We start from the raw sequence: 24,832 nt of genomic DNA, 5'->3' as shown, positions 1-24,832 counted from the left end.
TATAGTAAAAACGGCACCCTTACGGATGCCGTTCTCTTTTCTTCAAAGTTTTATTTCTGTTGGCCGATGGGTCTTTAACCAGTCCTGTAGCGCCACATCCATCCGCGTTTGCCAGCCCGCGCCTGATGCTTTAAACGCGCTGATCACCTCTGGCGTATAGCGCACGCTTACCGCAATCTTCGGCTGTGCTTTTTGCGGACGACCGCGCTTTTTCAACGGCGTCAGTTTCAGCTGCGGATCTTCCAGCAGCATGCTGTCTTCATCATCCGCCACGGCGGCATAAATTTTTGCGTCTTCTTCTGCGCTGGGGAAGACGGTTCCCGGCTTAAGTTTCGGCATAACGCTGAATCTCCTTCCTGGTGGCAAGGCGCAAACTGATTATCCGGTAAACCTCTTCATGCTCGGTAAAACAGACGGAAAAAATTCTGTTACCCAGCCGGGCAAGGCCATAGGTTAAACCAATCAACCGGATCTCATCATAAGGCTGCCGATTATCTTCATATACGACCATCTCATCCCAGTCCAGCAAGGCGCTGTCGGCAAGCGAATAGCCGTGCTTACGTCTGTTTTTCACATCCTTGTCAGGATCGTAGCAGATATCCATACATTAATGTACCTACAAAAAAGATAAAGTCAAAGTCTCTGTGACCGGTAGCGCGTAGAGCAAGGCTGGCGATCTACTGCGCCTTAAACACGCCTAATAGCGGATGAAAATGCCATATTTCGTCGTCGCGGCCGCTCCGCAGCATAATTTCACCAAAGCGCAGACTGACCTCCTCCAGCTCCATCGTCAGGCTGTCGGCCAGCTGCTGCCAGACCTGCTGATAGTCCGGGGCAATCCAGGCGCTGATCCCGGCGGCGAACGTCAGGTCGGGATATGTCATCATGCTCTGTTTGCGCCCGGACGGGCCATCGTCAGGCTGCCATATTTCTGGCTGATCACCCTCCTCAGCTATCAGCATAAAGTGCATATCCTCAGGCTGCGACTGACGAAACGGCTTATGCCGCTGCATTTCACCGCACCAGCTGGCCTGTTCGCGCCACCACAACGCGGCGCAGTATGGCAGCGGCTTATCCTGCTTTACCTGCTTGTCCTTCTTGTCCTGCTTTCCCTGCAATTCCACCATCAGCCGTTGGTGTTCCAGATCGGCCAGATTAGTAAAGGGTTGGCGTTTCTTCGCCTCCCGGCGCTGCTGAATACGTGGGATGGCGCTGATTGTCTGATACTGTTCTTTGTCCAGAATCTGCTGTAAATCGTGGCTCGCCAGCATATAGTCTTTGTGCTCAAACCCCGGTTGGCAGTAAGCAGGCTTTTGGCTATCCCGCGCCTTTAATGAGCGAATATTCTGCTGCAACATATGGATATTTTCGCTCTGTGCTTCCTGCTGACGATGGCGCTGTACCCTGCCCGCCAGCTGGATCAGCGAGCGCATCGAGCTGGGTTCGGCAATCGCCCAGTCGTAGTCGTGATCGCGGCCCACTTCCGCTACCGAGGTCGCCAACACCACAAACAGATGATGCTGCTGCGGATGTTGTTCCAGCGCTTCGGCGATCTCCGCCACCTGCCAGATCGCCTCGGGCTGATGGCGGGTTAAGGTGGCATCCAGCCGCTGTTCAAAATGCGAACGCATCGCCAGCGGGTGCTGGCTATGATAAACACAGTAGTGGATATGGGTATCTTCCGCCGCCCCGGTCGCCAGCAGCTGCTGAGCCACCGCCACCAGCGGATTGATATTGGCGAGACGGATCACGCCTGTCGATATCGTCTTGCCCGAAACCGGATGGCGCTGATGGTGAGCATGATGCAGCGTCATCATCGACTGCAAAATCACCTGCGCCATATGGCGGTAAATTGTCCCATCATCACGGGCGGGGGGAGCCACCGGCGCTATCCAGCCACGCCTCAGTACCGGCTGCTTAGCCAGCCAGCTGACCCGCCTCGCAACAAACTCTTGATGCTGTTGCATAAACTCTTGCGGCAGGCGCAGATCCTCTGTAAGCACCGCATTTTCATCAAACCATGCGCAGCAAATATTGCCGTCGACGGGCAGGCCACAGGCGTGCTGGAAAACCTCGCGCCCGCTGCGGTAAGCGTTATACAGCGCCAGCACCAGCGCGGGCGGCAGGGTTGCCGAGGAGAGCAGTACGCGCGAACCCAGCATACCCGCCCAGTTCACCAGTCGGCACAGCGCGTGCTGATCCTCGATATCAAAATCATCCGGTTCGTCGAGCACCAGATCCGAGGTTAGCAGTCTCAGCATTGGCGCTATCTGCTTGCCACCGCGCAGCCCTTCGGTCGCGCCGATTAAATGATCGATAGTAGTAACCAGTACCGGGGCGCTCAGCAGTTTATTTATCCGGGGGCTATCCTTTAGCCAGCGGCTTAAGCGCCCGTCATCAAGGCTGCCTTCGTAGCTGACGTACTGGTTTTCCTCCGGCAGCGGTGCGGCCGACTCGCTACCGGGGACAGGCGGCGTGGGGCTATCTTTAGCCTGCTGATGCAGCTGCGTCACCGCCTGTGAACCCACCAGTACCGCCAGATCGTCCTGTTCCAGCTTCAGCTTTTCACGCAGCGCATCGCCGGTTTGCAGCGTCAGGGTTCGCAAGCCCAGCGCCACCGCAAAGCGACACCCTTTTTGCTCATCGGACAGTGCATACATAATGCGCGCATTGGCAAAGGTTTTACCGCAGCCGGTCGAGGCCATATTGATGCCGAAAAAACCCTGTTGAAAGGCACGATCGCGCAGATTGCAGGTCGCCTGCCAGGCGTTATCCTGCCAGCGGAATGTTGAGTTCTCACTGCGTTTTTTAAATCCCTTATGGCGGGCGATCGCCGGCAGGGTTTTGCGTAAATGCGGCAGGCTGCGCGCCAGCAGCAGGGCATTTTGCGCCACGCCAATGTTATGCTCATCCAGCCGCTGCTTCGGCCTGCCGTTGTCGGTATTGGCATACGGCAGACAGTCCGCGTCCTGCCAGCCCGGCGTGGCCGCTTGCCGAGAGTAAACGTGATCGGCCAGCATTAATGCCAGCCGCGCCATATGGCAGCTGAAGCGCTGATTGATATCGATTTGTGCCAGCCATGCCGGCTGGGCCAGCAGGCGCTGTGCCATCTTACGCGCTTTGCCGCACCAGCGGCCGCTTTGCATCGGCGTTCCCTGCGGGAACTGCCACTGCGCCTGAAGTTCGGCGGGTTTCCAGTCATGATGATGATTGAGGGCATTCCACAGCGCATCCAGCTCCCTGGTCAGCCAGCCATCGCAGTGTTCCAGTTCCGGTGGCAGCCAGGTCATCTGCGGCGGTAAATCATCCTTTTTCGGGTAAACCGGCATACGGTGATGTGAGAGGATCAGCCACGCCACCACGCGAGCTACCGGCGGTAAGGGGTCAAAAGGATTTTTGGTTGGCATCAAACCGTCTTTCTGCAACCCGGCCAGCATCGCCTGCTCATCCTGTGGCCCAATGTCACTAAGGGCGGCGATCCACGCCCGATCGTCACGCCCCGCGACCCAGGCACAGAACAGCCGCAGCGAAACCCACTCATGGCGGTAAGGCTGAAAGCTTTTTACCCCTTTTTTCCCGACAAGCATCTGCTGAAACAGACTGTTGGCCTTACCAAAATCATGAAACAGCCCGGCAATAGCGGCCAGCAGGCTGACAGCCTCCACGCTGTGCCAACTGTTTTCATCAGCGCTTTTCAGCACATCACGCGAGGTGGTATGCGTAGGCACCGCGCCTTGCGCGTTAAAACGGCGCAGGTTGCCAACAATCCACAGCAGTTCGCTCTGACCGTTGCTTTTAATCCAGTGGCAGGCCACGGCGGTATTACGCCGCGCGGTTTTGCGCAGCAGCTTACGCAGCGTCAGCAATCCTTGCTGAGTGATTGCCGTTTGCCAGCTGCGGTCGCCTTTACGTTCGGCAAACTGATCGAGAATACGGCGGCTGTCTTCCAGCGCACGTTTGTTACACTGGGCGATCAATAAAATATTCATTTTCCCACCTGGCTGTACTGTCGGGCGGTGGCTTCCAGCGCGGCAATCATGGTATCCAACGCTTCCGCATTTTGCAGGCTGGTCAGGCAGCGCTGACGGAACTCCTGCTCCTCTTCTCCGGCCATCGCGGCAAGAAAAGCCTGAGGCAAAATCAATGCATCCTTGATCAGGTCAGCCACGTCAAACACCAGCCCACCGCGACGGGTTTTACCATGCAGCACCGCCAGCCCGTGCGGTAAGCCAATCACCCAGCAGGCCACCGCCGCCAGGCCGTAGGCGAGATAATTACCATGATCGAGGAAACGGTTTGCCGCATCAATGCCGCCTCCGCGTTTGGCACGGATAAAATCGCCGTAGCTTACCGCCTGTGCCGCCAGTTTATACAGCGCTTTGGTCATTACCGCTTCAAGTGCCAGCAGATCGGTATTGTTATTACAGCGCGCCAGACCTTGCTCGAATCGGTCGAGGATCCCGGTCAACTGAGGCTCGCTGATGGCAAATTTATGCTCACGCATCATTTTACTGCCCAGCCATGCCTGGCGTATCTGACTGATGCGCACATGCTGAAAGGCGATGGCGGCGCTGAGCCGCTTCTGCTCATCAAACCAGAAGCTGACCCAGTGCTGAAGATATTCCGTGGGGCGGTATTCACTTTGTGAATTCAGCCAAGAGACATCGACCTCAACTTCATTGGCCGCGTACAGCGGAGTTCCGCCGCCGCCGCAAAACCCGACCAGGACCCCGGCGCGGGCAAACTCACGCATCGCCGCCTGGGTTACCGATGTACCGGTACCCAGCATCACCACAGTGGTGTTGGCGATAGGAATATTCCAGTACAGAGACTGTTTACCTTCGTCAGTAACATATTCCACCCGGCCGCCGTTCACCAGCACCCGGCAGTATTGCAGATAATAAATATTGCTACGTTTTGAGTGCAGAATGGTTTTTAAATCGGAGGGCTTAATCATTTCCATATGGCGCTTCCTTGTGAAGCGGTTATTTGCTTCCCGGATATCTGTGAAATGATGATATTGGCTGGAAAGTTACATACCTCTTTGCTTATCTTTCAATACGGTTTTAACGCAACCGCAGGCAGCGAGAACCGTTGCAAATATATTTATAACTGCCTGCACGGCAGTGAAAAATCATTAACTATCAATAATATATATCGCTATTTTCTAAGCTGCTTGTTCAGCAGTAAAATTTCAACCCGTTCATCGTACGCCTGATCTGATGATAGCGCCAGTGGATATTTTTTTCTGATCTGCAATAATTGATATAGCTATGGATGAGGGAATTTATTTTAAAAGAGCCGGTGTGGAGCGTGTTTAACGCTATACGCTGTCTGGCGGTACGGCAGGGAACCTCTACCGGCTCACAGAAAAAAGCACCGGTCTATTTCTAAGCTGGCAGTGCGGCAGTGAACAAGAAAAAGTACCCGGAACCTGACGGTTTCAGTTTCTAGGCTGCCTGTACGGCAGTGAACGCGTTGCAACTGATTTTCCCGGCGCTATCCCGTTTCTAAGCTGCCTGTACGGCAGTGAACTGCTGCCGGTCGAAGAGATGGCAAGACGAATGTTTCTAAGCTGCCTGTGCGGCAGTGAACCATTAATGCAGTGGAAAACGCTGTTCGTTTCCTTTCTAAGCTGCCTGTGCGGCAGTGAACCTGCTTGATAGTTATTTTCTACTCGCCGTAGATTTCTAAGCTGCCTGTGCGGCAGTGAACGGTGCTGATCTCCGGCTTTGAGCCACAACGGGTTTCTAAGCTGCCTGTGCGGCAGTGAACGGCAGTTTCAGCGTTGTCAAAATTTCGTCAATTTTCTAAGCTGCCTGTGCGGCAGTGAACGGTGGGCTGGTGATGTGCGGCAAGCCTGGAACTTTCTAAGCTGCCTGTGCGGCAGTGAACTGGTTTATTGAAAATCATCACGCTGTCCGGCATTTCTAAGCTGCCTGTGCGGCAGTGAACCGAGACTGCAAAGGTAGGGGGGAAGCGGTGATTTTCTAAGCTGCCTGTGCGGCAGTGAACCGTTACTCTACAGCGCTAAACGGCTTACCGCATTCACTTTTTTCCACTTTATTGTGCTTAACCCTTTTTTTTCACCCTGACAACCACGCGATATAAATCAATAGGTTGAGGACGGACGAAAAAAAAGGGTACGCGAGGCGTTAACCATGTTCCGACAATTATCCCGCTGCAGCCACCCACTTTTATTACGCTACGGTAAAACCCAGCATCATCCCGGTATCTTCATGTTCCAGCAGATGGCAGTGCGCCATATAGGCATGCGCCCTGTCTGCCGGGTGATTAAAGCGCACCAGCACCTCGCTGCGCCAGCCCTCAACGCGCACCGTATCTTTCCAGCCGCTACGATGCGCGGCCGGGGGCTTGCCGTTCTCCGACAGGATGCGGAACTGGGTGCCGTGAATATGGAACGGGTGCAGCATCTCATCGCCTTCGCCCGAGATCGTCCACTTCTCATAAACGCCCCGCTTAACCTCAAATGAAGGTTTATCCCTATTAAACGCCATGCCGTTGATCTGATTACCATTGTGGAAATCATACTCTTGTTGCTGAGCGGAACTGCCGTGGTTCATCGTGGCCATCTTTCCGTGATCCATCGAAGACATATCGTGGTTGTTCGCGCCCGCCTTTTTGCCCCCGCCGTGCGCATCCATGCTGATGCCTGCCATCGCCGCATGACCATATTTATCCATTAGCGCCTGCATACCGCGCCTATCCAGCTCCGGGTCCATCATCAGCTGTAGCCAGCGGGTGTTAAGCCCCTGCGAGGATGGCATAGCGGGCAGAGAGGCCAGCTTATCCGGCAGCGTGCCGCTTGCCTGTACCAGCAAGGGTACAAGCGACAGTACCGGCAGCGGCTGGTTGAACGGTTCCAGCGTCATGCCCATTTGCCGCACCGGCAGGGTTTGTAGATCAAACGCTTTACCATCAGTCGTATTCACCAGCACTTCATAACGTTCGCCCGGCATCATCGGCAGCTCGCTGACCTGCACCGGTTCGCCCAGCAGCCCGCCGTCGCTGGCAATCACATACATCGGCCGTTTATCGCTGGTCGTCAGGTTAAGCGAGCGCGCATTGCAGCCGTTCAGCAAACGCAGCCGCAGCCAGCCGCGCGGTACGCCGTGCTGCGGGTAAATCGCCCCGTTAGTCAGCATGGTATCGCCAAACCAGCCTACCGCCGCGCTGATGATATCCAGCTGATAATCGATGCGGCTGCCGTCGGCGCTCAGGCGCTTGTCCTGCAGAACCACCGGGATATCATCGATGCCCCACTGTTTTGGCAGCAGCAGCTTGCCGCTTTCCGGGTCAGCGATCAGCACCAGCCCGGCCAGCCCCTGCGCCACCTGAAAACCGGTGCGACCGTGCTGGTGCGGGTGGAACCAGCAGGTTGCCGCTGGCTGATCGGGGGTGAAGGTAACGCGACGGCTGTGATTTGGCTCAATGCGCGCCTGTGGCCCACCGTCGATGTCGCCCGGCACTTCCAGGCCGTGCCAGTGCACCGTGGTGGCTTCAGGCAGGCGGTTATAAACCGTTATATTGACTTCCTTGCCGCGCTCCAGCTGGAGAGCAGGGCCAGGCAGGTTAGCGTTATATCCCCAGCCGCGCCAGCCGCTGCTGCTGGCCTGAGCCGTCAGACTGATTTCACTGCGCGCATCGGGGGTAAGTAAGGTGGGGATGGGTAATAGCGGGCGCTGCTCTGCCGCCATCAACGCGCGGCTCCATACTGGCAGAGCGCCCGCTGCGCCCAATGCAGCGGAGAGTTTGATAAAATCGCGACGTTGCATCTTCCATTCCTTTTTTCGGCTGGCATCAACTTGCAGCATAAACCCTGCCCCTGCGTGAAGGTCAAGCTTGTCATAAAAGCAGTGAAAACCGACTTCAGGAATATTCTACGGTAAAAGTGGCTGGTGCCCGGCGTGAACTGTGCTAACGTCTGATGATTGCAGACGTATGAGAATAACCATGAAGAAAAGCATCAAGGCTCTGTTGCTGTCAGGGCTGTTTGGCTTCACTTCCACCAGCTTCGCCCTGAGCGAGCCGGAAGCAGAAGATCTGGCTGATTTAACCGCCGTATTTGTTTATTTGAAAAATGATTGTGGCTATCGGGACCTTCCTGACGCCCAGATACGCCGTGCGCTGGTCTTTTTTGCCCAGCAAAATCGTTGGGATTTAACCAATTACAGCAGTTTCAATATGAAAGCATTGGGTGAAGACAGCTACCGTGACCTCAGTGGGATTGCCGTTCCTAACGATACAAAATGCAAATCGTTGGCACGCGACTCGCTGAATCTTCTGGCCTGGGTGAAGTAACTTTTTACCCTCCCCTCCTCCGCAGACAGGTTGACCGTGCAACTACGGTGATTAATAGCTATCATACTGCGCCCATTTTCGTGACGAGGAATGCCCCACTATGGCCGCTAATGAAATGTGGTATGAAACGCTTCATGCCGGATTTGGACAGTATTTTTCTGTCGACAAAGTCGTTTATCGCGAACAGACCGATCATCAGGATCTGATTATATTTGAAAATGCTGCCCTGGGTCGCGTTATGGCGCTGGACGGCGTAGTGCAAACCACCGAACGCGATGAGTTTATTTATCATGAGATGATGACTCACGTTCCCCTGCTGGCCCACGGCAACGCGAAGCGCGTGCTGATTATTGGTGGCGGTGACGGCGCTATGCTGCGCGAAGTGTGCCGCCATAAAAATATCGAACAGATTACTATGGTTGAAATCGATGCGGGCGTGGTGACGTTCTGCAAGCAGTATCTGCCGAACCATAACGCCGGAGCCTACGCGGATGCACGTTTCGAGCTGGTAATAGATGACGGTGTCAACTTCGTTAATCAAACCAGTGATAAGTTTGACGTGATTATCTCTGACTGCACCGATCCGATCGGGCCGGGAGAAAGTCTGTTCACTTCAGAATTTTATCAGGGATGTCGCCGCTGTCTGCATCAGGACGGCATTTTTGTGGCACAAAACGGCGTCTGTTTCCTGCAGCAGGATGAAGCGGTTAACAGCCATCGTAAGCTGAGCCACTATTTTGGCGATGTCAGTTTCTACCAGGCAGCCATTCCGACCTACTACGGCGGGATCATGACCTTTGCCTGGGCAAGCGACAATCCTGCGCTACGCCAGCTGGACACGGCCACACTGACCGCGCGCTTCACTGAAGCAGGCCTGAAGTGCCGTTATTACAATCCGGCAATCCATACTGGCAGCTTTGCCCTGCCGCAATATCTGTTGAATGCGCTGGCAAACTAGCCGGGCATTTTAAGGGGGTGAATGAAATTGCAAAAGCTGAAACTACACGGCTTCAACAACCTGACCAAAAGCCTGAGTTTTTGTATCTACGATATCTGTTACGCGAACACTGAAGCTGAACGCGACGGATATATTGCGTACATTGATGAGCAGTACAATGCTAACCGCCTGACCGAAATCCTCAGTGAAACCTGCTCGATTATCGGTGCTAACGTGCTGAATATTGCACGTCAGGATTATGAACCACAGGGTGCCAGCGTCACTATTCTGGTTAGCGAAGAACCGATCGACCCGCGTGATATTGACACATCGGAGCATCCCGGCCCGCTGCCGAATTCGGTCGTTGCGCATCTGGATAAAAGCCATATCTGCGTACATACCTACCCGGAAAGCCATCCCGAAGGTGGCTTGTGTACCTTCCGCGCGGATATTGAAGTGTCGACCTGTGGCGTGATTTCGCCGTTAAAGGCGCTGAACTACTTAATTCACCAGCTGGAATCGGACATTGTCACCATCGATTATCGCGTACGCGGCTTTACCCGCGATGTGAACGGGGTGAAGCATTTTATCGATCACGAAATCAATTCGATTCAGAACTTCATGTCGGAAGATATGAAGTCAATGTATGACATGATGGATGTGAACGTGTATCAGGAGAATATGTTCCACACCAAGATGATGCTGAAAGAGTTTGACCTTAAACACTACCTGTTTAACACCAAACCCGAAGAGCTTAGCGCACAGGAACATAAACGCATTACCGGCCTGCTGTGGAAAGAAATGCGGGAAATTTACTACGGTCGTAATATCCCGGCTTTTGGTTAACATCATATTACCAGGCGGCCGCCAGGCCGCTTTTGTCTTGATCCCGCCAGCCTGGCGTTCCGTTCAGACACGGCGTAGACGCCCCCGCTAGCGCCCCAATAAAAAAGCCCGGTAAGCGGCAATAACCATTAAAAAGTCTTCTACGCCACAGAATGACAGACTCTCTTCATCGTAGTAGGCCATGCCTTCTTCCATTTCATCCCCTTCAAATCCAAGCTGATTAGCACGGATCATGACTTCTTCTTCATCAAGCAGCAGCGTGTACTCACGTCCGACCCGCTGCCATTGCCGTTCGCTGCCTTTAACCTGCGCTATTGCCGCTTCCACCTCGGCAAGGATTTCTGGGTTGCCACTGACTTCGTCGTTGAACCAGTGGCCGACCGCCTCATGCCCCATCGACATGCGCACCTTCACTGCCCCGGTGATATCAGATAAAAATTCATATTCCATAGCGCTTTCCTTCCGGCCAGTTAACTGCGCACGCTCGAACCATTTTGCGCGTCTGGCGGGTCAATACTGAGCGTTGGCGCGCATTATCGCAGCCTGCTTGTGGAAAAACAGCGCTTTTATTGCAGGCGTAAAAAAACCGGGACTGCGCCCGGCTTTTCAGTATTGACGGAGGATTAAACCGCCGTCTGGAAAATCACCGCATCCGCTTTGTCAGTATATTGCGTTAGCTGGTCGAAATTCAGATAGCGATAGGTATCAACGGCAGTTTTATCTACCTGATCCATAAACGCCTGATACTCAGCTGGCGTAGGCAGTTTACCCAGCAGCGATGCCACCGCTGACAGCTCGGCAGATGCCAGGTAAACATTAGCGCCGGTGCCAAGACGGTTCGGGAAGTTACGCGTTGAGGTCGACACCACGGTCGCACCGTCCGCTACCCGCGCCTGGTTCCCCATGCATAGCGAACAGCCCGGGATTTCAATGCGCGCCCCGCTTTTACCGAACACGCTGTAATAGCCTTCCTCGGTGAGCTGCGCCGCATCCATCTTAGTTGGTGGTGCTACCCATAAACGGGTAGGCAGCTGGCCTTTATGGCTATCCAGCAGCTTACCGGCAGCGCGGAAGTGACCAATGTTGGTCATGCACGAACCGATAAACACCTCGTCAATTTTGGTGCCCTGCACGTCAGACAGCAAGCGCGCATCGTCCGGATCGTTCGGCGCACACAGAATTGGTTCTTTGATCTCTGCCAGATCGATATCGATCACCGCCGCATATTCCGCGTCTGCATCGCCTTCCAGCAGTTGAGGATCGGTCAGCCACTTTTCCATGCCCTGAATGCGGCGCTCAATAGTACGGCGGTCGCCGTACCCTTCAGAGATCATCCACTTCAGCAAGACGATATTCGAGTTGAGATACTCGATAATCGGATCTTTACCCAGCTTGATGGTACAACCAGCGGCAGAGCGCTCTGCGGAGGCATCCGACAGCTCAAAGGCCTGCTCCACTTTCAGGTCCGGCAGCCCTTCGATTTCAAGGATGCGGCCGGAGAAGATATTTTTCTTACCCTTCTTCTCCACGGTCAGCAGACCTGCTTTGATGGCATACAGCGGAATGGCGTGAACCAAATCGCGCAGGGTAATACCCGGCTGCATTTTGCCTTTGAAGCGTACCAGGACCGACTCTGGCATATCCAGCGGCATCACGCCGGTGGCAGCAGCGAAAGCAACCAGACCAGAACCCGCCGGGAAAGAGATACCAATTGGGAAACGGGTGTGGGAATCGCCGCCGGTTCCAACGGTATCCGGCAGCAGCATACGGTTCAGCCAGCTATGGATAATGCCATCGCCCGGGCGCAGCGACACGCCGCCACGGTTCATAATAAAGTCTGGCAAAGTGTGGTGAGTAGTCACATCCACCGGCTTAGGATAGGCAGCAGTATGACAGAAGGACTGCATCACCAGGTCCGCAGAGAAGCCCAGACAGGCCAGGTCCTTCAGTTCATCACGGGTCATTGGGCCGGTGGTGTCCTGAGAACCAACCGACGTCATTTTCGGTTCACAATAAGCGCCGGGGCGGACCCCTTCAACGCCGCATGCGCGGCCCACCATCTTCTGCGCCAGTGAAAAACCACGCGTGCTGGCCGCAACGTCTTTCGCCTGCAGGAACACGTCACTGTGTGGCAGGCCTAAAGATTCGCGCGCTTTGGTGGTCAGGCCACGGCCGATAATCAGTGGAATACGGCCACCGGCGCGCACTTCATCCAGCAGCACTTCCGTTTTCAGCGCGAAGTTAGCCAGCACTTCGCCTGTTTCATGGTTGCGCACTTCACCTTTATAAGGATAGATATCAATCACATCGCCCATATTCAGACGGTCTACGTCCACTTCAATCGGCAGCGCGCCAGCATCTTCCATCGTGTTGAAGAAAATGGGTGCGATCTTGCCGCCCAGGCACACGCCGCCACCCTTTTTATTTGGCACGTTGGGGATATCATCGCCCATAAACCACAGCACCGAGTTGGTGGCCGATTTACGCGAAGAACCGGTGCCAACCACGTCACCGACGTAAGCCAAAGGAAAACCTTTTTCCTGTAGGTGTTCAATCTGTTTGATTGGGCCTACGTTACCTGCATCGTCCGGTTCGATGCCTTCACGGGCATTTTTCAACATTGCCAGCGCGTGCAGTGGAATATCCGGGCGCGACCAGGCATCCGGTGCCGGAGAGAGGTCGTCCGTATTGGTTTCGCCGGTCACTTTAAACACGGTGACGGTGATTTTTTCTGCCAGCTTAGGGCGTTTCAGGAACCACTCGGCGTCAGCCCACGACTGGATAATTTTTTTGGCATGTGGATTGCCCGCTTTCGCTTTATCTTCAACGTCATAGAAGTTGTCAAACATCAGCAGCGTGTGGGAAAGGGACTCAGCAGCAAGCGGAGCCAGCTTTTCGTCGTCAAGCGCGTCAATCAGCGCATGAATATTATAACCGCCCTGCATGGTGCCCAGCAGTTCAACCGCTTGTTCAGGAGTAACCAGAGGAGAAGTCGCTTCACCTTTCGCGACGGCGGCCAGGAAACCGGCTTTGACATACGCCGCTTCGTCAACGCCCGGCGGCACTCGATTAGTTAACAGATCGGACAGAAATTCTTCTTCACCCGCAGGAGGGGCTTTTAGCAGTTCAACCAGCGCGGCCATTTGGGAAGCATCTAATGGTTTAGGAACGATTCCCTGGGCGGCACGCTCGGCAACGTGCTTACGGTATTCTTCTAGCACGACGTTCTCCTCGCTCTCATTGTATTTGGCATACCGGGTTACCTCAGTCGCAGCTTACAGTAAGAACAATCTCATGCATGGGGTGAGGTGCCCGGTTTTGCGGGGGTCAGCATAGCAGGAATTCATCAACTTGTTAATCCGTTTACAAAATAGCAACATCATTTCTGTCATATCTTCAACAAGCTGAAGAAGGATTTATCAGGTTATTTAACCGATTTTTTGAAGAAAACATATAAATTATACTTTTTAATCAATGATAAATTCTTTAATTTTTCACACGCGTATATATATTCTTCGTATCACAATGAGCTAAGTGAATTTAAAATGAGTGACGCATTCACGGTTACCTTGCAAAAATTAAGAATTTACCTGGAAGAACAGAAGCGGTACTGGCGCAAAGATTACTAACGCAAAGATGTTAGCCAGCCAGCACCGTTGATTAACGGACGGCCTTTAGCTGAAAAATAATCCATCGTCAAAACACCCAATTTTCGCACAGTATGTAGAAACCGCACTGAACATTGAAATCTGATACAAACCGGCCGCTATTCACATCAAATTCATCAGAATAAAAAACTCAACATCAAAGAAAAATCACCCACGAAGCCCTGATCGAGTAAATTTTAGTTGTTACTTAATAAAAAAACCTTGTTACATGTATTAAAATGCTAATTATTGATGAGCTAACAGTACGGATACAGAAATAACCATTCCCTGGAACACCGCTTTTAACTATAATTAGCAAACCTTATACTTTTAAAGGGCAGCACAAATGCGCGTGTATTTTGAACCCGAAAATTGTATTTTGAGTAATGATAAAATGAGTATTAAAATAACCCTACAGGAAGGAAGATGCCTGGACTATCTGGTGAAAAATGAAGGTAAATTCATAAGAAGAGAGAAGTTGTTAGAAGAGTGCTGGATTAAACGTGGGGTGACAGTTTCTGATAGCGCAGTCAGGCAGAGCCTTTATCGATTGAGGCGTGCATTCGAAGATGCCGGACTCCCCCCCAGCACGTTAACAACACAGGCGAGAAAAGGGCATATTCTGCAAGAAGGCAGTATCATCTTACTGACCGCCCACGCCAGTCATAACTGTGTTGATATTGAAAGCAGCGTGCCATCCATGAAAAAACAAGGCACATACCGGCATACTCACCTTTATTCTACTGTTACATCTCTGTTACCATTTGCTAAATTCGCCTCCCTCTTTGTTATATTTTTTTTGGCCGGACTCTATACTCGTCAGCAAATCATGATAACAGAAGTTAATTATCATCAGGCGGAAGAAAAAGAGGGCAGATTTTATTTTTATCGTAAAAATCAGGCTCCTTATGAAAGCGCGGCCTCAAAAATTAATTACTGGTTAGACAACAAGCTCGTCAATGCCAGCGATATGAAGTACGTTTATCTGAACAACTCATGGGCTGGAAACACTTCATTTTATCTTTGCAATGAGGAAATCGGTAGCGAAGGTAGTCACTGCACCTCCGTTACTGTCAAAGGGGATTATCATTCATGAGGCGCTGTTACTTCTTTATTGCCGCCGTCATATTATTTTCTTGCGGATGGTTCTTCGCCCCGTGGATAATACTTTCCAATATGGAGGATTGCATTTCTAAAAGCATTATCATTTACGATGAACCTGACCGGTATATTATCAGTCGCAGCACCTGGTTTACCTATCGGGGTGGACAGGAACACAGGTACTCTGCACAAGTATCAATTGGTGGTCCACAGGGAAAAATAGATGAATTTTCTTCAGAAAGAACTATCGAAACTGAACGCCGCTTCAATTACGACTCAATTAATGTCAATACCGTTAAGTCATTCAGAATAGCAGGCATTTTAACCAGCGACCCACGCATGGGGAAATATATCGACCCACCAGCCAAAGAGGGATTTACCGGACAAATACACCTTTTTCGCTACAGAGATAGCTGTATTCTGGCTGGTTTAAAAGGAGGCCCGCTTAGCATCTGTCAATAATACATATTGCGTGGTAACGACCTTCATCGGTTTATCCCCGCATATGCGGGGGAACACATGAGCCGTGCGCCCAATCTGGCCAACCCGCACGGTTTATCCCCGCATACGCGGGGAACACCACGAACCACTCACCAGCAGCGATTGCGACAACGGTTTATCCCCGCATACGCGGGGAACACGAATGCACAGTGGCAGAAGCAGCGCAGATCACCGGTTTATCCCCGCATACGCGGGGAACACATTCCCATTTACTGCGTAGATATTCATTCATATGGTTTATCCCCGCATACGCGGGGAACACATAAGAAAAAGGCACGAGTACTGCTATTGCAGCGGTTTATCCCCGCATACGCGGGGAACACATAACTGGATCGTGGTTGGCCGGGTGGCCATGCGGTTTATCCCCGCATACGCGGGGAACACAATTATTTCCACCGAGTGTCCTTTTACCTGACCGGTTTATCCCCGCATACGCGGGGAACACCAACCTATTACGTCCCCAATATCAACATCCGTCGGTTTATCCCCGCATACGCGGGGAACACGGCAATTGATGCGGGCTGCTGATTCTAGTGGCCGGTTTATCCCCGCATACGCGGGGAACACCCGGTACGGGTCGGCCCCACTCCTACAACCAGGCGGTTTATCCCCGCATACGCGGGGAACACTCCTGCTTTTCGCGGAGGTCGGATATTTTTTCCGGTTTATCCCCGCATACGCGGGGAACACCCTTCAATCTTGTAGCGCATCTGCCAAACTTTCGGTTTATCCCCGCATACGCGGGGAACACACGAAAAAAATGGAGTGGTACTGGTTGACTGTCGGTTTATCCCCGCATACGCGGGGAACACAAAAGGAAAATGCATCGGCAAAGGCATTAAGCCGGTTTATCCCCGCATACGCGGGGAACACTACGGAAAGCCCTCACTCAGAGGGCTGGAAGGCGGTTTATCCCCGCATACGCGGGGAACACTCTAGAACCAACCACTTAAATTATAAAGGTTTTTTCCACCCGCTAAAATCTACCAGATTATCCTGTCTGAAAAAGCACCGTTTTCACCTATCAAACGGGATAAAATGACACCAGCCGCAGACCGTCCAGGTCCACCGGCAGACGCCGATTCTCCCCCAGCGTCTGAAATTCAAAACCCGACTCGCTGTTGGTGGCCCATACCATCGCTACATTGCCCTCCTCGTATAATTGATCCAGCTGCTGCCAAATCATCTCCCTGACGCGGCGCGAAACATCACCCACATACACGCCCGCACGCACTTCCAGCAGCCACACGGCAAGACGTCCCCGCAAGCGGGGAGGAACATTTTCAGTAATCACCACCAGCATACTCATTTTACGAACTCCGGTGCCCTGCATCGCCAAGCGACTGAGGTTCAGGAATGGCAACCGGCTGGGCATCCGGCGGGGGTGGCGGTGGGGGTGGCGGTGGGGGTGGCGGTGGGGATATCTCTCCGGCGGCAAGCACCGTTTCAATCAGTGGAATAAGCTTGCCCAGTATTCTGCCACTGCGGAAAGCATCACGGCAGGCAAGCCTGACTTTCTTTTCTGCATCTGGCGGGCGCGCCGCCGCAATGGCAAAAGCGGCCGGGACCACCGTATCAAATTTGATGATATCGGCAATGTCATAAACAAATGACAGCGGTTTGCCACTGTGAACAAAACCAATAGCGGGTGCATATCCCGCCGCCAGCATTGCCGCTTCCGTTACGCCATAAAGACAGGCGGTCGCCGCGCTAATGCACTGATTGATCATATCTCCTTTATCCCAGTCCTTAATATCGTAACGGCGCCCGTGCCATTCAACGCCGTATTGTTTCGCCAGCAGTGCATAGGTTGCTTTTACGCGCCCTCCTTCAATGCCGCGCAGCTGCTCCACCGATCTGCGCGCCGGAGCCTCTTCGCCAAAACGCAGCGCAAACATCTTACGCACCACCTTCAGGCGCAGATCGCTATCCAGCGCCAGCTTCGCCTGATACAGCAACTTATCAGAGCGTGCGCCCCCCGGCTGACCGGAGGCGTAAAGGCGTACACCCGCCTCGCCGACCCATACCAGCAATGTTCCCACCGTTGCCGCCAGCCTGACGGCCGCATGTGAAACGCGCGTCCCCGGCTCCAGCATAATGCAGGCGATACTACCGACCGGAATATGGGTACGAACGCCGGTTTTGTCGATTAAAACAAACGCCCCGTCCAGCACATCGATTTGCCCGTATTTGAGAAAAACCAGCGAAACACGATCTTTTAGCGGCAGTGGCGTTAAAGGAACAAACGACATAAAACCTCCGGTAACATTCCGTATTGTGCCGCTTAACTTATCCAGGCCGCTCAGGCACGGGCGATGGACAACATCCCGCAGCCCATGCTTTTCGCCGGTCCGATACCGTCAGCCATACATTGATAAAAGTGCGTTTCACTGGTCACCTGGAGTATCCCCTCAAAACAGACCGGCTGTATTTTTCCTGCCACCGCCTGCTTATTGAAGCAGAGCGCTGGCTCTTTGCTCACCGAGGCGCTGTTTAAGACGGCCGCGCCCTCCAGCTTGCGCACCAGCCATTGCATCAACTGGTTATCGTCTATCAGCGGAACGCGACAGCTTTTCACCTCTCCCCGACTGTTTAAACGCCCCCGTTTATCTTTGATGGTTTTCACCGGGTTAGCGCGCAGCCTGAAATGCAGACGCTGGCCGGGTGACAGATTCAGATGCATCACCTTGCTGGCCAGCACCTTTGCCGCCGCGCAATTCTGCGGTAACTGCGGCGATTGCAGCAGTACCCGCTGCCCTGAACCGGCATGGCGGGTTTCAACACGGAACAGAAAGTCGCGCCGATCGGACGGCCGATCGGGAAACAGCTGCCACAGCGCACGATGCATTTGATAGGGGTCTTTTGCCCAACTCCAGGGAACGTCAATCTGGCTTAAGTAGATCATTGTTCCCCCGCGATGGCATACCAGGTTCTGCTGGCAAACTGGCGTGGCAAGTGGATTAAGGGTTCATCACGCATGGTCAGTCGACGTTCGTTACCGCTTATCGCCATTTCACTGTAAATCACCCCTTTACCCGGTGAGGCCTCGCTCAGGGCCTGACCGGGATGTTGCGCCTGCTGCTGCGCGTAAAACAGCGGTTGCGATAAGGGGCAGCTGCGCCGCCCAAGATAAGGGGTGAACACCGGCTTTTGCAGCGCAATTTTCAGCTGTTCCAGGGTGTAGCCCGGTTTATCCGCTGCCGGAGTCCACAGCGCGACGGTAAAAGCGGCATCGTAGAGGTATTCGCGCCAGGTGAGGATAGTGTCATTACTTTTCAGGCTACCATGCTCTTTTCTGGCATCCTGCACGGTGTGAAAGTCAACGCGGCTCACCGTTTGATATGGGCGGTCATCGTCACAGCGCACGGCAAAACGCACGCTGTCTGCCAGCTGCTGCAAGGCGGTGCGATCGCTACGCGGGATCCCGAGGCATGCCCCTAACAGGCCCAGCAGGCCACTGCGCGTGGGGAAGGGGGCGCTGGGACGCGTGGCTTCAAAACCCGGTAGCCCCCACGCCTGCATCGGTCCGCACAAGCGCATAATCAGGTAATCGGTCATTGTTATCCCTCGCCGTGACTGCTCACCCATGTTTTTAATGCTGCCAGCCCCGCCATACGCTGCACGCCGACAGGCATCGCGCTCTCTGCCAGGCTGAACTGCGCAGTGGGGCCATCAATGCCATAACCAGCAGCAACGCGCGCCCAGTAATCATTAAGTGCTGCCACCGAAGGTTGCAGAAAACCGTCCTTTTTCGCCACCACCGGCTGTTCAAAGGCATTTGCCAGCGAAAGCGGGAAGTCAGAGAAATTCACCATCACCAGGTCGGCGGGGTTAAACGCGGCAAAACTGTGCTGTTTGGCACCGGGGATCTCGGTGGCCAGCATATGGACCAGGTGGGCGGCAATAGTGAGCGCCTGCTCACGAGTTGCGCCGCCGAGGTTCTGCTGCAGCTGGCTGAGATTCAGGCTGGCATAACGGTAAAACACCCCGGAGGAAAACTCCTGGGTGCCGAGGTGCGCCGCGCCGGTGGTCTCTTTCAGGTCGTCAACGGCGGTAAACCAGTCGATATCGGCCTCGACGGCGTGGGTGGTGATGGCATGCGCCACGGACATCGCCCCGTCAACGTTACCCACTTCGCTCATCAGGCCGCTGGTTGCCATGCGCCCGCTCAGTGCCACATCTACCGCATTATTTAACGTGGCGCGCAGCGCATTAATTTGCTCTTTCAGCAGCTTTGTCCACTTTTTTTCGTCGAAGTCGGCATACTCCGGCAGGGTTAACTGCTGGCAAAACCAGTCAATTTCATCCATCACCCAGGGTGAAACGGCACCGCCATCAATTTTTTCTGCGCCATCAATGGTTTTGCCACTCAGTAAGCTCAGCGCCTTATCGATAATGTCGGCAGTGTGTTTATCTGCCAGACGGGCATGAACAACATGGCGCAGATCCGCCAGATGAATAGTGCGCATGCTTGAGTCACCGAGGTGCTGCTGATAATAGGCGCTTTTACGCATCGCGCGTTTCAGGCTCTGGCTGGAGATCCTCACGCGCCGCTTGCCGCCAAAAACGGCGTCTTTCTGCATATTCATATCATCGCGGTTCAGGCAGGAGGGGCTGTGGGAAATCAGCACATGGCAATTGATAAAGTTGTTCATTTAGCGTCCTTACGTGATGGCTTGTTAGCGGTAGTTAAAACAAAATCTTCCAGTAATTTACGCCGATCGCTTTGATACCAGCCATACAGCTGCCGGGCGAAAGCGGGCCAGTAAACCTCAGGTTCGGCATGAATAATCAAGCGCCGCAGCTGCACCATATCGTTAGGGTAATCAGCGCGTATCACCTGAAAAATACGCGGCTGGCTGATACCTTTCTCAGCGAATGCGCGGCCAATACTTTGCTGCTTATCTTCGCTGAGCCTGATCTTTCCGGCCGAAAGGCAAAACGCCATCCGCAGCAGGGCGTAACGATGCTGCGGCCAGCCGGAGGGAGCCACCAGCAGATAAAAGGCGGGGATATCCATCAGATCGTCCGGCCGCGTGGCGCGCCTTATTTTTGCCTTACTTCCCGGATCAAGCTCTGACCAGTTTTGATATAACGTCTCGGCGTTAAACGGCTGCTCCATGAAGGTGTTCTCCTTGCGGTTTAAGTTTGGCCAGGCTGCTCATCAGATATCTTCTGGCTTTCGCCAGCGAGCAGATTAATTTCGGATGGTGGGCATAGGGCGCGGTGAGGTCGTTAAACAGCTGCTGGCACAGCTGCTGCTGCTGCGTCTGGAACTGCTCAAGCTGTGGCAGCGGCGATTGATAATCAATCTGCGCCAGTAAATTCAGCACCCGCGCATGGCTTTGCCGGTAATATTGCGGATCGACCTTCTCATGCAGCGCAACGCCAGCCCCCTTGATATCGCTCTCTTTTGCTCCTTCAGCAAAGATCCATAATGCCGTGCGCAGCGCCTTGCGGTATTCCAGCCCGAGGTTAACAATTTCGTTAATCACCGGCATGGCGTGCTGCCAGCCCTGATTAAACTGCAGCACCTCATGGCGGCGCTCAATAATTGAAGCCTGGTTATTACGGTAGCCGCCGATCATCAGGCGCAATGCCCGCCCCCTGCTCAGCATGCGCGCCTGCTCAACCGTGGTCGCCACCCGGCGTCCCTCCTGCTGTTTATTGACCTGTTGCTCGATCAGCAGACGGCCGATCTGCGTCCATGAGGGGGCTGGCGTACTGAACGCCATATAGCGCCACTCCACCTGCCCTTTCTTGATTTGCTGGATCAGCGGAGAGTGCGGATGCAGCCACAGGCCATTGACGGTAAAGTTGAATTTCTCTTTCAGGAAGCTGCGATAACGCTGGCTGGCCATACGCCCACAGGCGCTGCACTGGCCCGCGCCGTCTGGCGGGCTAAGCTCAATATGGGCGGGCTGCCAGAACAGCCCGCGCGCCAGGCCGATACTGCTGCCCGCAATGGCCTGATCTTTTTTTATCGGCTGCTGCCAGGTGAACGGCTGCGCCCGCTGCTCACGCCAGTCAGGGCAGAATTCATCCAGCGTGGTTTCACTCAGCACGTTGAACCAGAGGGTGGTACGCAAACAGTCCCCCTGTACCAGCGTGGTCACCGGGGAGCCGCCGCGCAGGCCGCTCTTAAAGCCGCCGCCGAAACCCGGCGCATTACAGGCCTGGTTAAATAACGCAATCGCCGTACAGCCGCTACACAGCGCCTTGCCCTGGCCGGACTGGTTGACGAAAGCGCCACTGGTTGAACCGGTTAACCCGACCAGCAGCTTATCCATCCCGGTCACCTCTTTCGCCGCCACGCCTCTCACCTGCATAAACGGCTGCTGCGGATGGTTAAGATCGAAAGCCTGTTGCCAACCGGCAACGCCATCGGCAAACTCCCGGGCGCTCAGCGGCTGGCGTATCCGCTGGACCAGCTGCTGCGCGTCAGACGGCATCCACAGCGTTTGTAGCAGGCAGACCAACAGCTGAAAGGTGGCCATTTCCATATCGTCACGCGGCAGTGCCACCAGCCAGCGCCGATCGTCACATAACAGCGTTTGTAGGGTGATTTGCTGGCCTTCGCCGCCGCTCAGCGGGCGCACGGGGATCCAGTCATCGGTCAATAAGTTCATCCTGTCTTCTCCATTCCCTCGTGGTGACTGTAGGTAAAGTGATACTGACCTTTCCCGGTAAATTCGGTTTTTTCATCAACCAAATGCCCTGGCAGCCAGATAATGCCCTGCTCATCCATCGGCTGTAGAAAAGCGCTTTGCCAGCTGTGTGGAACGTTGACCAGGTTCAGTACCAGCGCCTCCGGGCGCGCCAGCTCAGACAGCCGATCCAGTACCTGGCCATCCAGCAGCACCTTGCCGTGTTCGCTGTGGTAATAAGGGATAACCGCCACGCTCATCTCCCCGTCGCGGGTCAATGCCCGCACCGGTTGGTCATTGTCAGAAAACGGCGTGGCGTGCTCTGCCTGTTTTAGCATCAGACGGGCGCTGGCCCGCTTCTCAAACTCTTTCTGTTCCCAGGCCCGATAACCTTCCTGCACCCAGACGGGTTCTGCATCATCGGTTTCGGGGCGGTAGACAGGTTCGATCCACTGCCGCCAGGCGGCCGGAAACGGCAACGGCGTAGCACCCTGTGCTTCAATCAGTTGCTGGGTGCGCCACATCACGCGGGTGTTGCCGTAGATATAGCCGCTACGCCCGTAGCCCTCTGCATCGGGCAACAGCACCGTCAGCAGCGGCTGGCTGAACCCGGCCGGACGCCGGTTGCGCTGATGGCGATGTAAACGCCCACCGCGCTGAAACAGTAAATCCACCGGGCAAAGCTGGGTGATCAACCAGTCGAAATCGACATCCAGCGACTGCTCAACCACCTGGGTGGCGACCAGAATGCGCCCCTGCCGCCGGTTGCCGTGCGGGCCAAAGTACTCCAGCACCTGCTGTTCTTTGGCAATACGGTCAGTGAGGGTAAAACGCGCATGAAACAGCAGCACCTCTGCCTGGCCGTATGCCATCAGCCGCTGCCAGGTTTTCTGCGCAACATCCACCAGATTACAAATCAGGCAAACCTGTGCGCCCGCAGCGGCGGCGTCCACCATCTCTTGCAGCAATAACTCATCAGGTTCGCTCTCGGCCAGATAGCGGTGTTCCAGCAGCAGAGTGGTTTCAGCAGGCAGATGTTCGGGGGTGGCTGACAGGTCAAAATGACGTTGTTGCGTTTGCCCACGCCATGTCACCAGCGGATATTCTGACGATAATTGAGCAGCATTATCAACGGGATAAGTAGCCAGCAGACGTTGCTTAAGGTGTCCAGGCAGCGTGGCGGACAGCAACAGCGCACTCTGACCAGCGGCAGACTGCGCCCGCAGTACCGCTTCCAGCAGGCCATACATGTAGCTGTCATAGGCGTGCACCTCATCCACCAGCAGCACGCTACGCCCAAGACCAAAACCACGGATAAAACGGTGTTTGACCGGCAGCACCGAAATCAGCACCTGATCGACGGTACAGACGCCGATTTGCCCGAGAAATGCGCGTTTACTACCACGGCTCAGCCATTCGCAGCACTGCGCCCAGCCCTCTTCAGCCTGCTGCACGTTAGCCGCGCGCTGCTTCACCGCGCCAAAGACCGGATTAAAGCGCGCATAGCCATGTGCCAGAATAAAGTTAGGCCGCTCAAACAGCTGCGTAGCCAGACGTTCAAGGCGTGAATACATGGCATTGGCCGTGGCCTGAGTGGGCAGGGCAAAAATAATGCTGTCCGCCTGACCGCCTGCCAGCAAGCGCCAGGCATAGGCCAGGGCAGCCTCGGTTTTACCCGAGCCGGTAGGGGCTTCAATTAACGTCAGGCCAGGCTGCTCCGGCAGGCGGTCAACCAGGGTTTGCAGCTGCCGTGGGGCATGCCCTTTTTCCAGCAGCGCAGCCACCCCTGACCAGGGTTTCACCTGCGCCACCAGGCCGCTGCGCTCCAGCACGATGGCCGCATCGCACGCATAGCGCTGGGCGAAATAGTTATCCAGCGATTCAACGGATGACTGGTAGCGGAAGGTCTCCTCACTGCTCCAGGATCCCAGCCAGTCTGATACCGAACAAAAACCGGCCAAAAGAGGAAAAACCGGCGGCGGGTTGTCCTGCAGGCAGAGACCGACAGGCTGCAAAAATAACCTTTCCAGCGCCTGTAGCCACGCCATACGCGCCTGCCTGTCGGCGTCCGCCCTGCCCTGCAAACCCGGAGGGTAATTCATTACTTCATCGGAGAGATCATACTCACGCACCACATAGCCGTGGTGCCCGGCAACCGCTTCCATCCACGGAAACCACGCCTGTTTGCTGTGCGGCGCTTCATCAAGAAATGACAGCAGCGAATCATCTGACGCTGGGTTTTCGCGGAAATCATTACGCAGACACAATACGCCGCCTTTACCGTGATCCCACGGCGGCAGTCTGCCGGAAATATTCAGGCCATCAGGATTGAGGATACGCAGTGCGGCAGGCGCTTTAGCCTGAAAGCGGATATCAAATTTACCGAAATCATGCAGCGCGACAAAAAACAGCACCCAGGCTCTGACCTGGGGAGCCGGGCTTGATTCGGCTGAAAACTGCGATCTCAGGCTGGGGCTGTTATCCCACCAGCGCGCCGCAACGGCGGCAACATCCAGACAGTGCCAGGGGAGTAAATGACAGGCTGTTTCACCCTCGGGGGTAACGGCTATTGCCTTACCCCAGTAGCGATAGTACCCAGGCGGTGAATTCATAAGCTCCCTTTACGACCGTTATATTCCATTAATAAGACAGGCAACCCGTCAGTAGCTGGTACGCGGGTATTGAGCACGTCTCGCCTGGTAACAACTATAGAACAATTCAGAAAAATCTGATGAAAATATCATGCGATTTAAGATGAATGTTGGAGAGGGCTTCGGCGAAAACCACGACATTTAGGGTTATCTACAGCAACGGGGCCGATAAGTGCGGCG

At 54.4% G+C, this 24,832-nt stretch carries 20 protein-coding genes and 2 CRISPR repeat arrays; of the genes, 5 read left to right on the top strand and 15 right to left on the bottom strand.

The genetic code is table 11. The annotated features are described in order from the left end of the window. Nucleotides 1-42: 42 nt before the first annotated feature. The 5 genes from EPYR_RS04250 to cueO form a co-directional block, all read right to left on the bottom strand. Nucleotides 43-339 carry a BrnA antitoxin family protein gene (locus EPYR_RS04250; protein ID WP_012667182.1) on the bottom strand — a complete coding sequence of 99 codons (297 nt, stop codon included), beginning with the start codon at nt 337-339 and terminating at the stop codon, nt 43-45. After that, complete coding sequence (locus EPYR_RS04245; RefSeq protein WP_012667181.1) at nt 326-604, bottom strand: BrnT family toxin; 279 nt, start codon at nt 602-604, stop codon at nt 326-328. Before EPYR_RS04245 ends, EPYR_RS04250 begins: the two co-directional genes overlap by 14 nt. A 73-nt stretch (nt 605-677) precedes the next feature. After that, the gene (gene cas3f / locus EPYR_RS04240) at nt 678-3,989 is read right to left on the bottom strand and encodes a type I-F CRISPR-associated helicase Cas3f (protein WP_012667180.1); all 3,312 of its coding nucleotides are present in this window, start codon (nt 3,987-3,989) and stop codon (nt 678-680) included. Then, nucleotides 3,986-4,963 carry a type I-F CRISPR-associated endonuclease Cas1f gene (gene cas1f, locus EPYR_RS04235; RefSeq protein WP_012667179.1) on the bottom strand — a complete coding sequence of 326 codons (978 nt, stop codon included), beginning with the start codon at nt 4,961-4,963 and terminating at the stop codon, nt 3,986-3,988. Before cas1f ends, cas3f begins: the two co-directional genes overlap by 4 nt. 424 nt (nt 4,964-5,387) lie before the next feature. Beyond that, a CRISPR array of direct repeats spans nt 5,388-6,015; the repeat unit is 28 nt; unit sequence TTTCTAAGCTGCCTGTGCGGCAGTGAAC. Nucleotides 6,016-6,200: 185 nt separating this feature from the next. Further along, entirely contained in the window at nt 6,201-7,796 is a 1,596-nt protein-coding gene (gene cueO / locus EPYR_RS04225; protein ID WP_012667177.1) for a multicopper oxidase CueO, read from the bottom strand. Nucleotides 7,797-7,974: 178 nt separating this feature from the next. Between cueO and EPYR_RS04220 the strand changes: the two genes are divergently transcribed. The 3 genes from EPYR_RS04220 (at nt 7,975) to speD (ending at nt 10,105) form a co-directional block, all read left to right on the top strand. Further along, entirely contained in the window at nt 7,975-8,322 is a 348-nt protein-coding gene (locus EPYR_RS04220) for a YacC family pilotin-like protein (protein WP_012667176.1), read from the top strand. A 100-nt stretch (nt 8,323-8,422) separates the two neighbouring features. Next, nucleotides 8,423-9,280, top strand: a complete 858-nt coding sequence (speE, locus tag EPYR_RS04215; protein WP_012667175.1) for a polyamine aminopropyltransferase — start codon at nt 8,423-8,425, stop codon at nt 9,278-9,280. Between the two features lie 21 nt (nt 9,281-9,301). After that, nucleotides 9,302-10,105: an adenosylmethionine decarboxylase gene (gene speD / locus EPYR_RS04210; RefSeq protein ID WP_012667174.1), complete on the top strand. Its 804-nt coding sequence runs from the start codon at nt 9,302-9,304 to the stop codon at nt 10,103-10,105. Nucleotides 10,106-10,192: 87 nt separating this feature from the next. On the opposite strand, the gene yacL is transcribed toward speD, so the two are convergent. Together yacL and acnB are read right to left on the bottom strand one after the other, a co-directional pair. After that, on the bottom strand, nt 10,193-10,555 hold the full coding sequence (gene yacL / locus EPYR_RS04205; RefSeq protein ID WP_012667173.1) for a protein YacL: 363 nt from the start codon (nt 10,553-10,555) through the stop codon (nt 10,193-10,195). A gap of 173 nt (nt 10,556-10,728) precedes the next feature. Further along, nucleotides 10,729-13,326, bottom strand: coding sequence for a bifunctional aconitate hydratase 2/2-methylisocitrate dehydratase (gene acnB / locus EPYR_RS04200; protein ID WP_012667172.1), 2,598 nt, complete (start codon nt 13,324-13,326; stop codon nt 10,729-10,731). A gap of 772 nt (nt 13,327-14,098) precedes the next feature. On the opposite strand from acnB, the gene EPYR_RS04195 reads away from it, so the two are divergent. Both EPYR_RS04195 and EPYR_RS04190 read left to right on the top strand, forming a co-directional pair. Then, on the top strand, nt 14,099-14,848 hold the full coding sequence (locus tag EPYR_RS04195; protein WP_012667170.1) for a winged helix-turn-helix domain-containing protein: 750 nt from the start codon (nt 14,099-14,101) through the stop codon (nt 14,846-14,848). Next, a complete protein-coding gene (locus EPYR_RS04190) occupies nt 14,845-15,315 on the top strand; it encodes a hypothetical protein (RefSeq protein ID WP_012667169.1) in 471 nt (156 codons plus the stop codon). Before EPYR_RS04195 ends, EPYR_RS04190 begins: the two co-directional genes overlap by 4 nt. A 27-nt stretch (nt 15,316-15,342) precedes the next feature. Then, nucleotides 15,343-16,288: direct repeats of the CRISPR family, unit length 29 nt; unit sequence CGGTTTATCCCCGCATACGCGGGGAACAC. Nucleotides 16,289-16,378: 90 nt separating this feature from the next. Here the strand turns inward: EPYR_RS04190 and cas2e are convergent. The 8 genes from cas2e to cas3 are packed head-to-tail and all read right to left on the bottom strand — an operon-like array spanning nt 16,379 to nt 24,613. Then, nucleotides 16,379-16,663 carry a type I-E CRISPR-associated endoribonuclease Cas2e gene (gene cas2e, locus EPYR_RS04185; protein WP_012667168.1) on the bottom strand — a complete coding sequence of 95 codons (285 nt, stop codon included), beginning with the start codon at nt 16,661-16,663 and terminating at the stop codon, nt 16,379-16,381. 1 nt (nt 16,664) lies between these two features. After that, nucleotides 16,665-17,606 (bottom strand): type I-E CRISPR-associated endonuclease Cas1e, encoded by a 942-nt coding sequence (gene cas1e / locus EPYR_RS04180; protein ID WP_012667167.1) that lies wholly within the window; start codon nt 17,604-17,606, stop codon nt 16,665-16,667. Nucleotides 17,607-17,656: 50 nt separating this feature from the next. Beyond that, the gene (cas6e, locus tag EPYR_RS04175; protein WP_012667166.1) at nt 17,657-18,259 is read right to left on the bottom strand and encodes a type I-E CRISPR-associated protein Cas6/Cse3/CasE; all 603 of its coding nucleotides are present in this window, start codon (nt 18,257-18,259) and stop codon (nt 17,657-17,659) included. Beyond that, a complete protein-coding gene (cas5e, locus tag EPYR_RS04170; RefSeq protein WP_012667165.1) occupies nt 18,256-18,912 on the bottom strand; it encodes a type I-E CRISPR-associated protein Cas5/CasD in 657 nt (218 codons plus the stop codon). Before cas5e ends, cas6e begins: the two co-directional genes overlap by 4 nt. A gap of 2 nt (nt 18,913-18,914) precedes the next feature. Further along, nucleotides 18,915-20,009 carry a type I-E CRISPR-associated protein Cas7/Cse4/CasC gene (gene cas7e / locus EPYR_RS04165; RefSeq protein ID WP_012667164.1) on the bottom strand — a complete coding sequence of 365 codons (1,095 nt, stop codon included), beginning with the start codon at nt 20,007-20,009 and terminating at the stop codon, nt 18,915-18,917. Next, nucleotides 20,006-20,476, bottom strand: coding sequence for a type I-E CRISPR-associated protein Cse2/CasB (gene casB / locus EPYR_RS04160; protein ID WP_014538617.1), 471 nt, complete (start codon nt 20,474-20,476; stop codon nt 20,006-20,008). Before casB ends, cas7e begins: the two co-directional genes overlap by 4 nt. Continuing rightward, nucleotides 20,460-21,983: a type I-E CRISPR-associated protein Cse1/CasA gene (gene casA, locus EPYR_RS04155; RefSeq protein ID WP_012667162.1), complete on the bottom strand. Its 1,524-nt coding sequence runs from the start codon at nt 21,981-21,983 to the stop codon at nt 20,460-20,462. Before casA ends, casB begins: the two co-directional genes overlap by 17 nt. Beyond that, on the bottom strand, nt 21,980-24,613 hold the full coding sequence (cas3, locus tag EPYR_RS04150) for a CRISPR-associated helicase/endonuclease Cas3 (RefSeq protein WP_012667161.1): 2,634 nt from the start codon (nt 24,611-24,613) through the stop codon (nt 21,980-21,982). The genes casA and cas3 overlap by 4 nt, the downstream gene beginning before the upstream one ends. Nucleotides 24,614-24,832: the final 219 nt, after the last annotated feature.

Source organism: Erwinia pyrifoliae DSM 12163 (genome assembly GCF_000026985.1).
Lineage (GTDB): Bacteria > Pseudomonadota > Gammaproteobacteria > Enterobacterales > Enterobacteriaceae > Erwinia > Erwinia pyrifoliae.
Note: the sequence above shows the minus strand (reverse complement) of the source record. Positions and strands in the feature narration are given on the sequence as shown.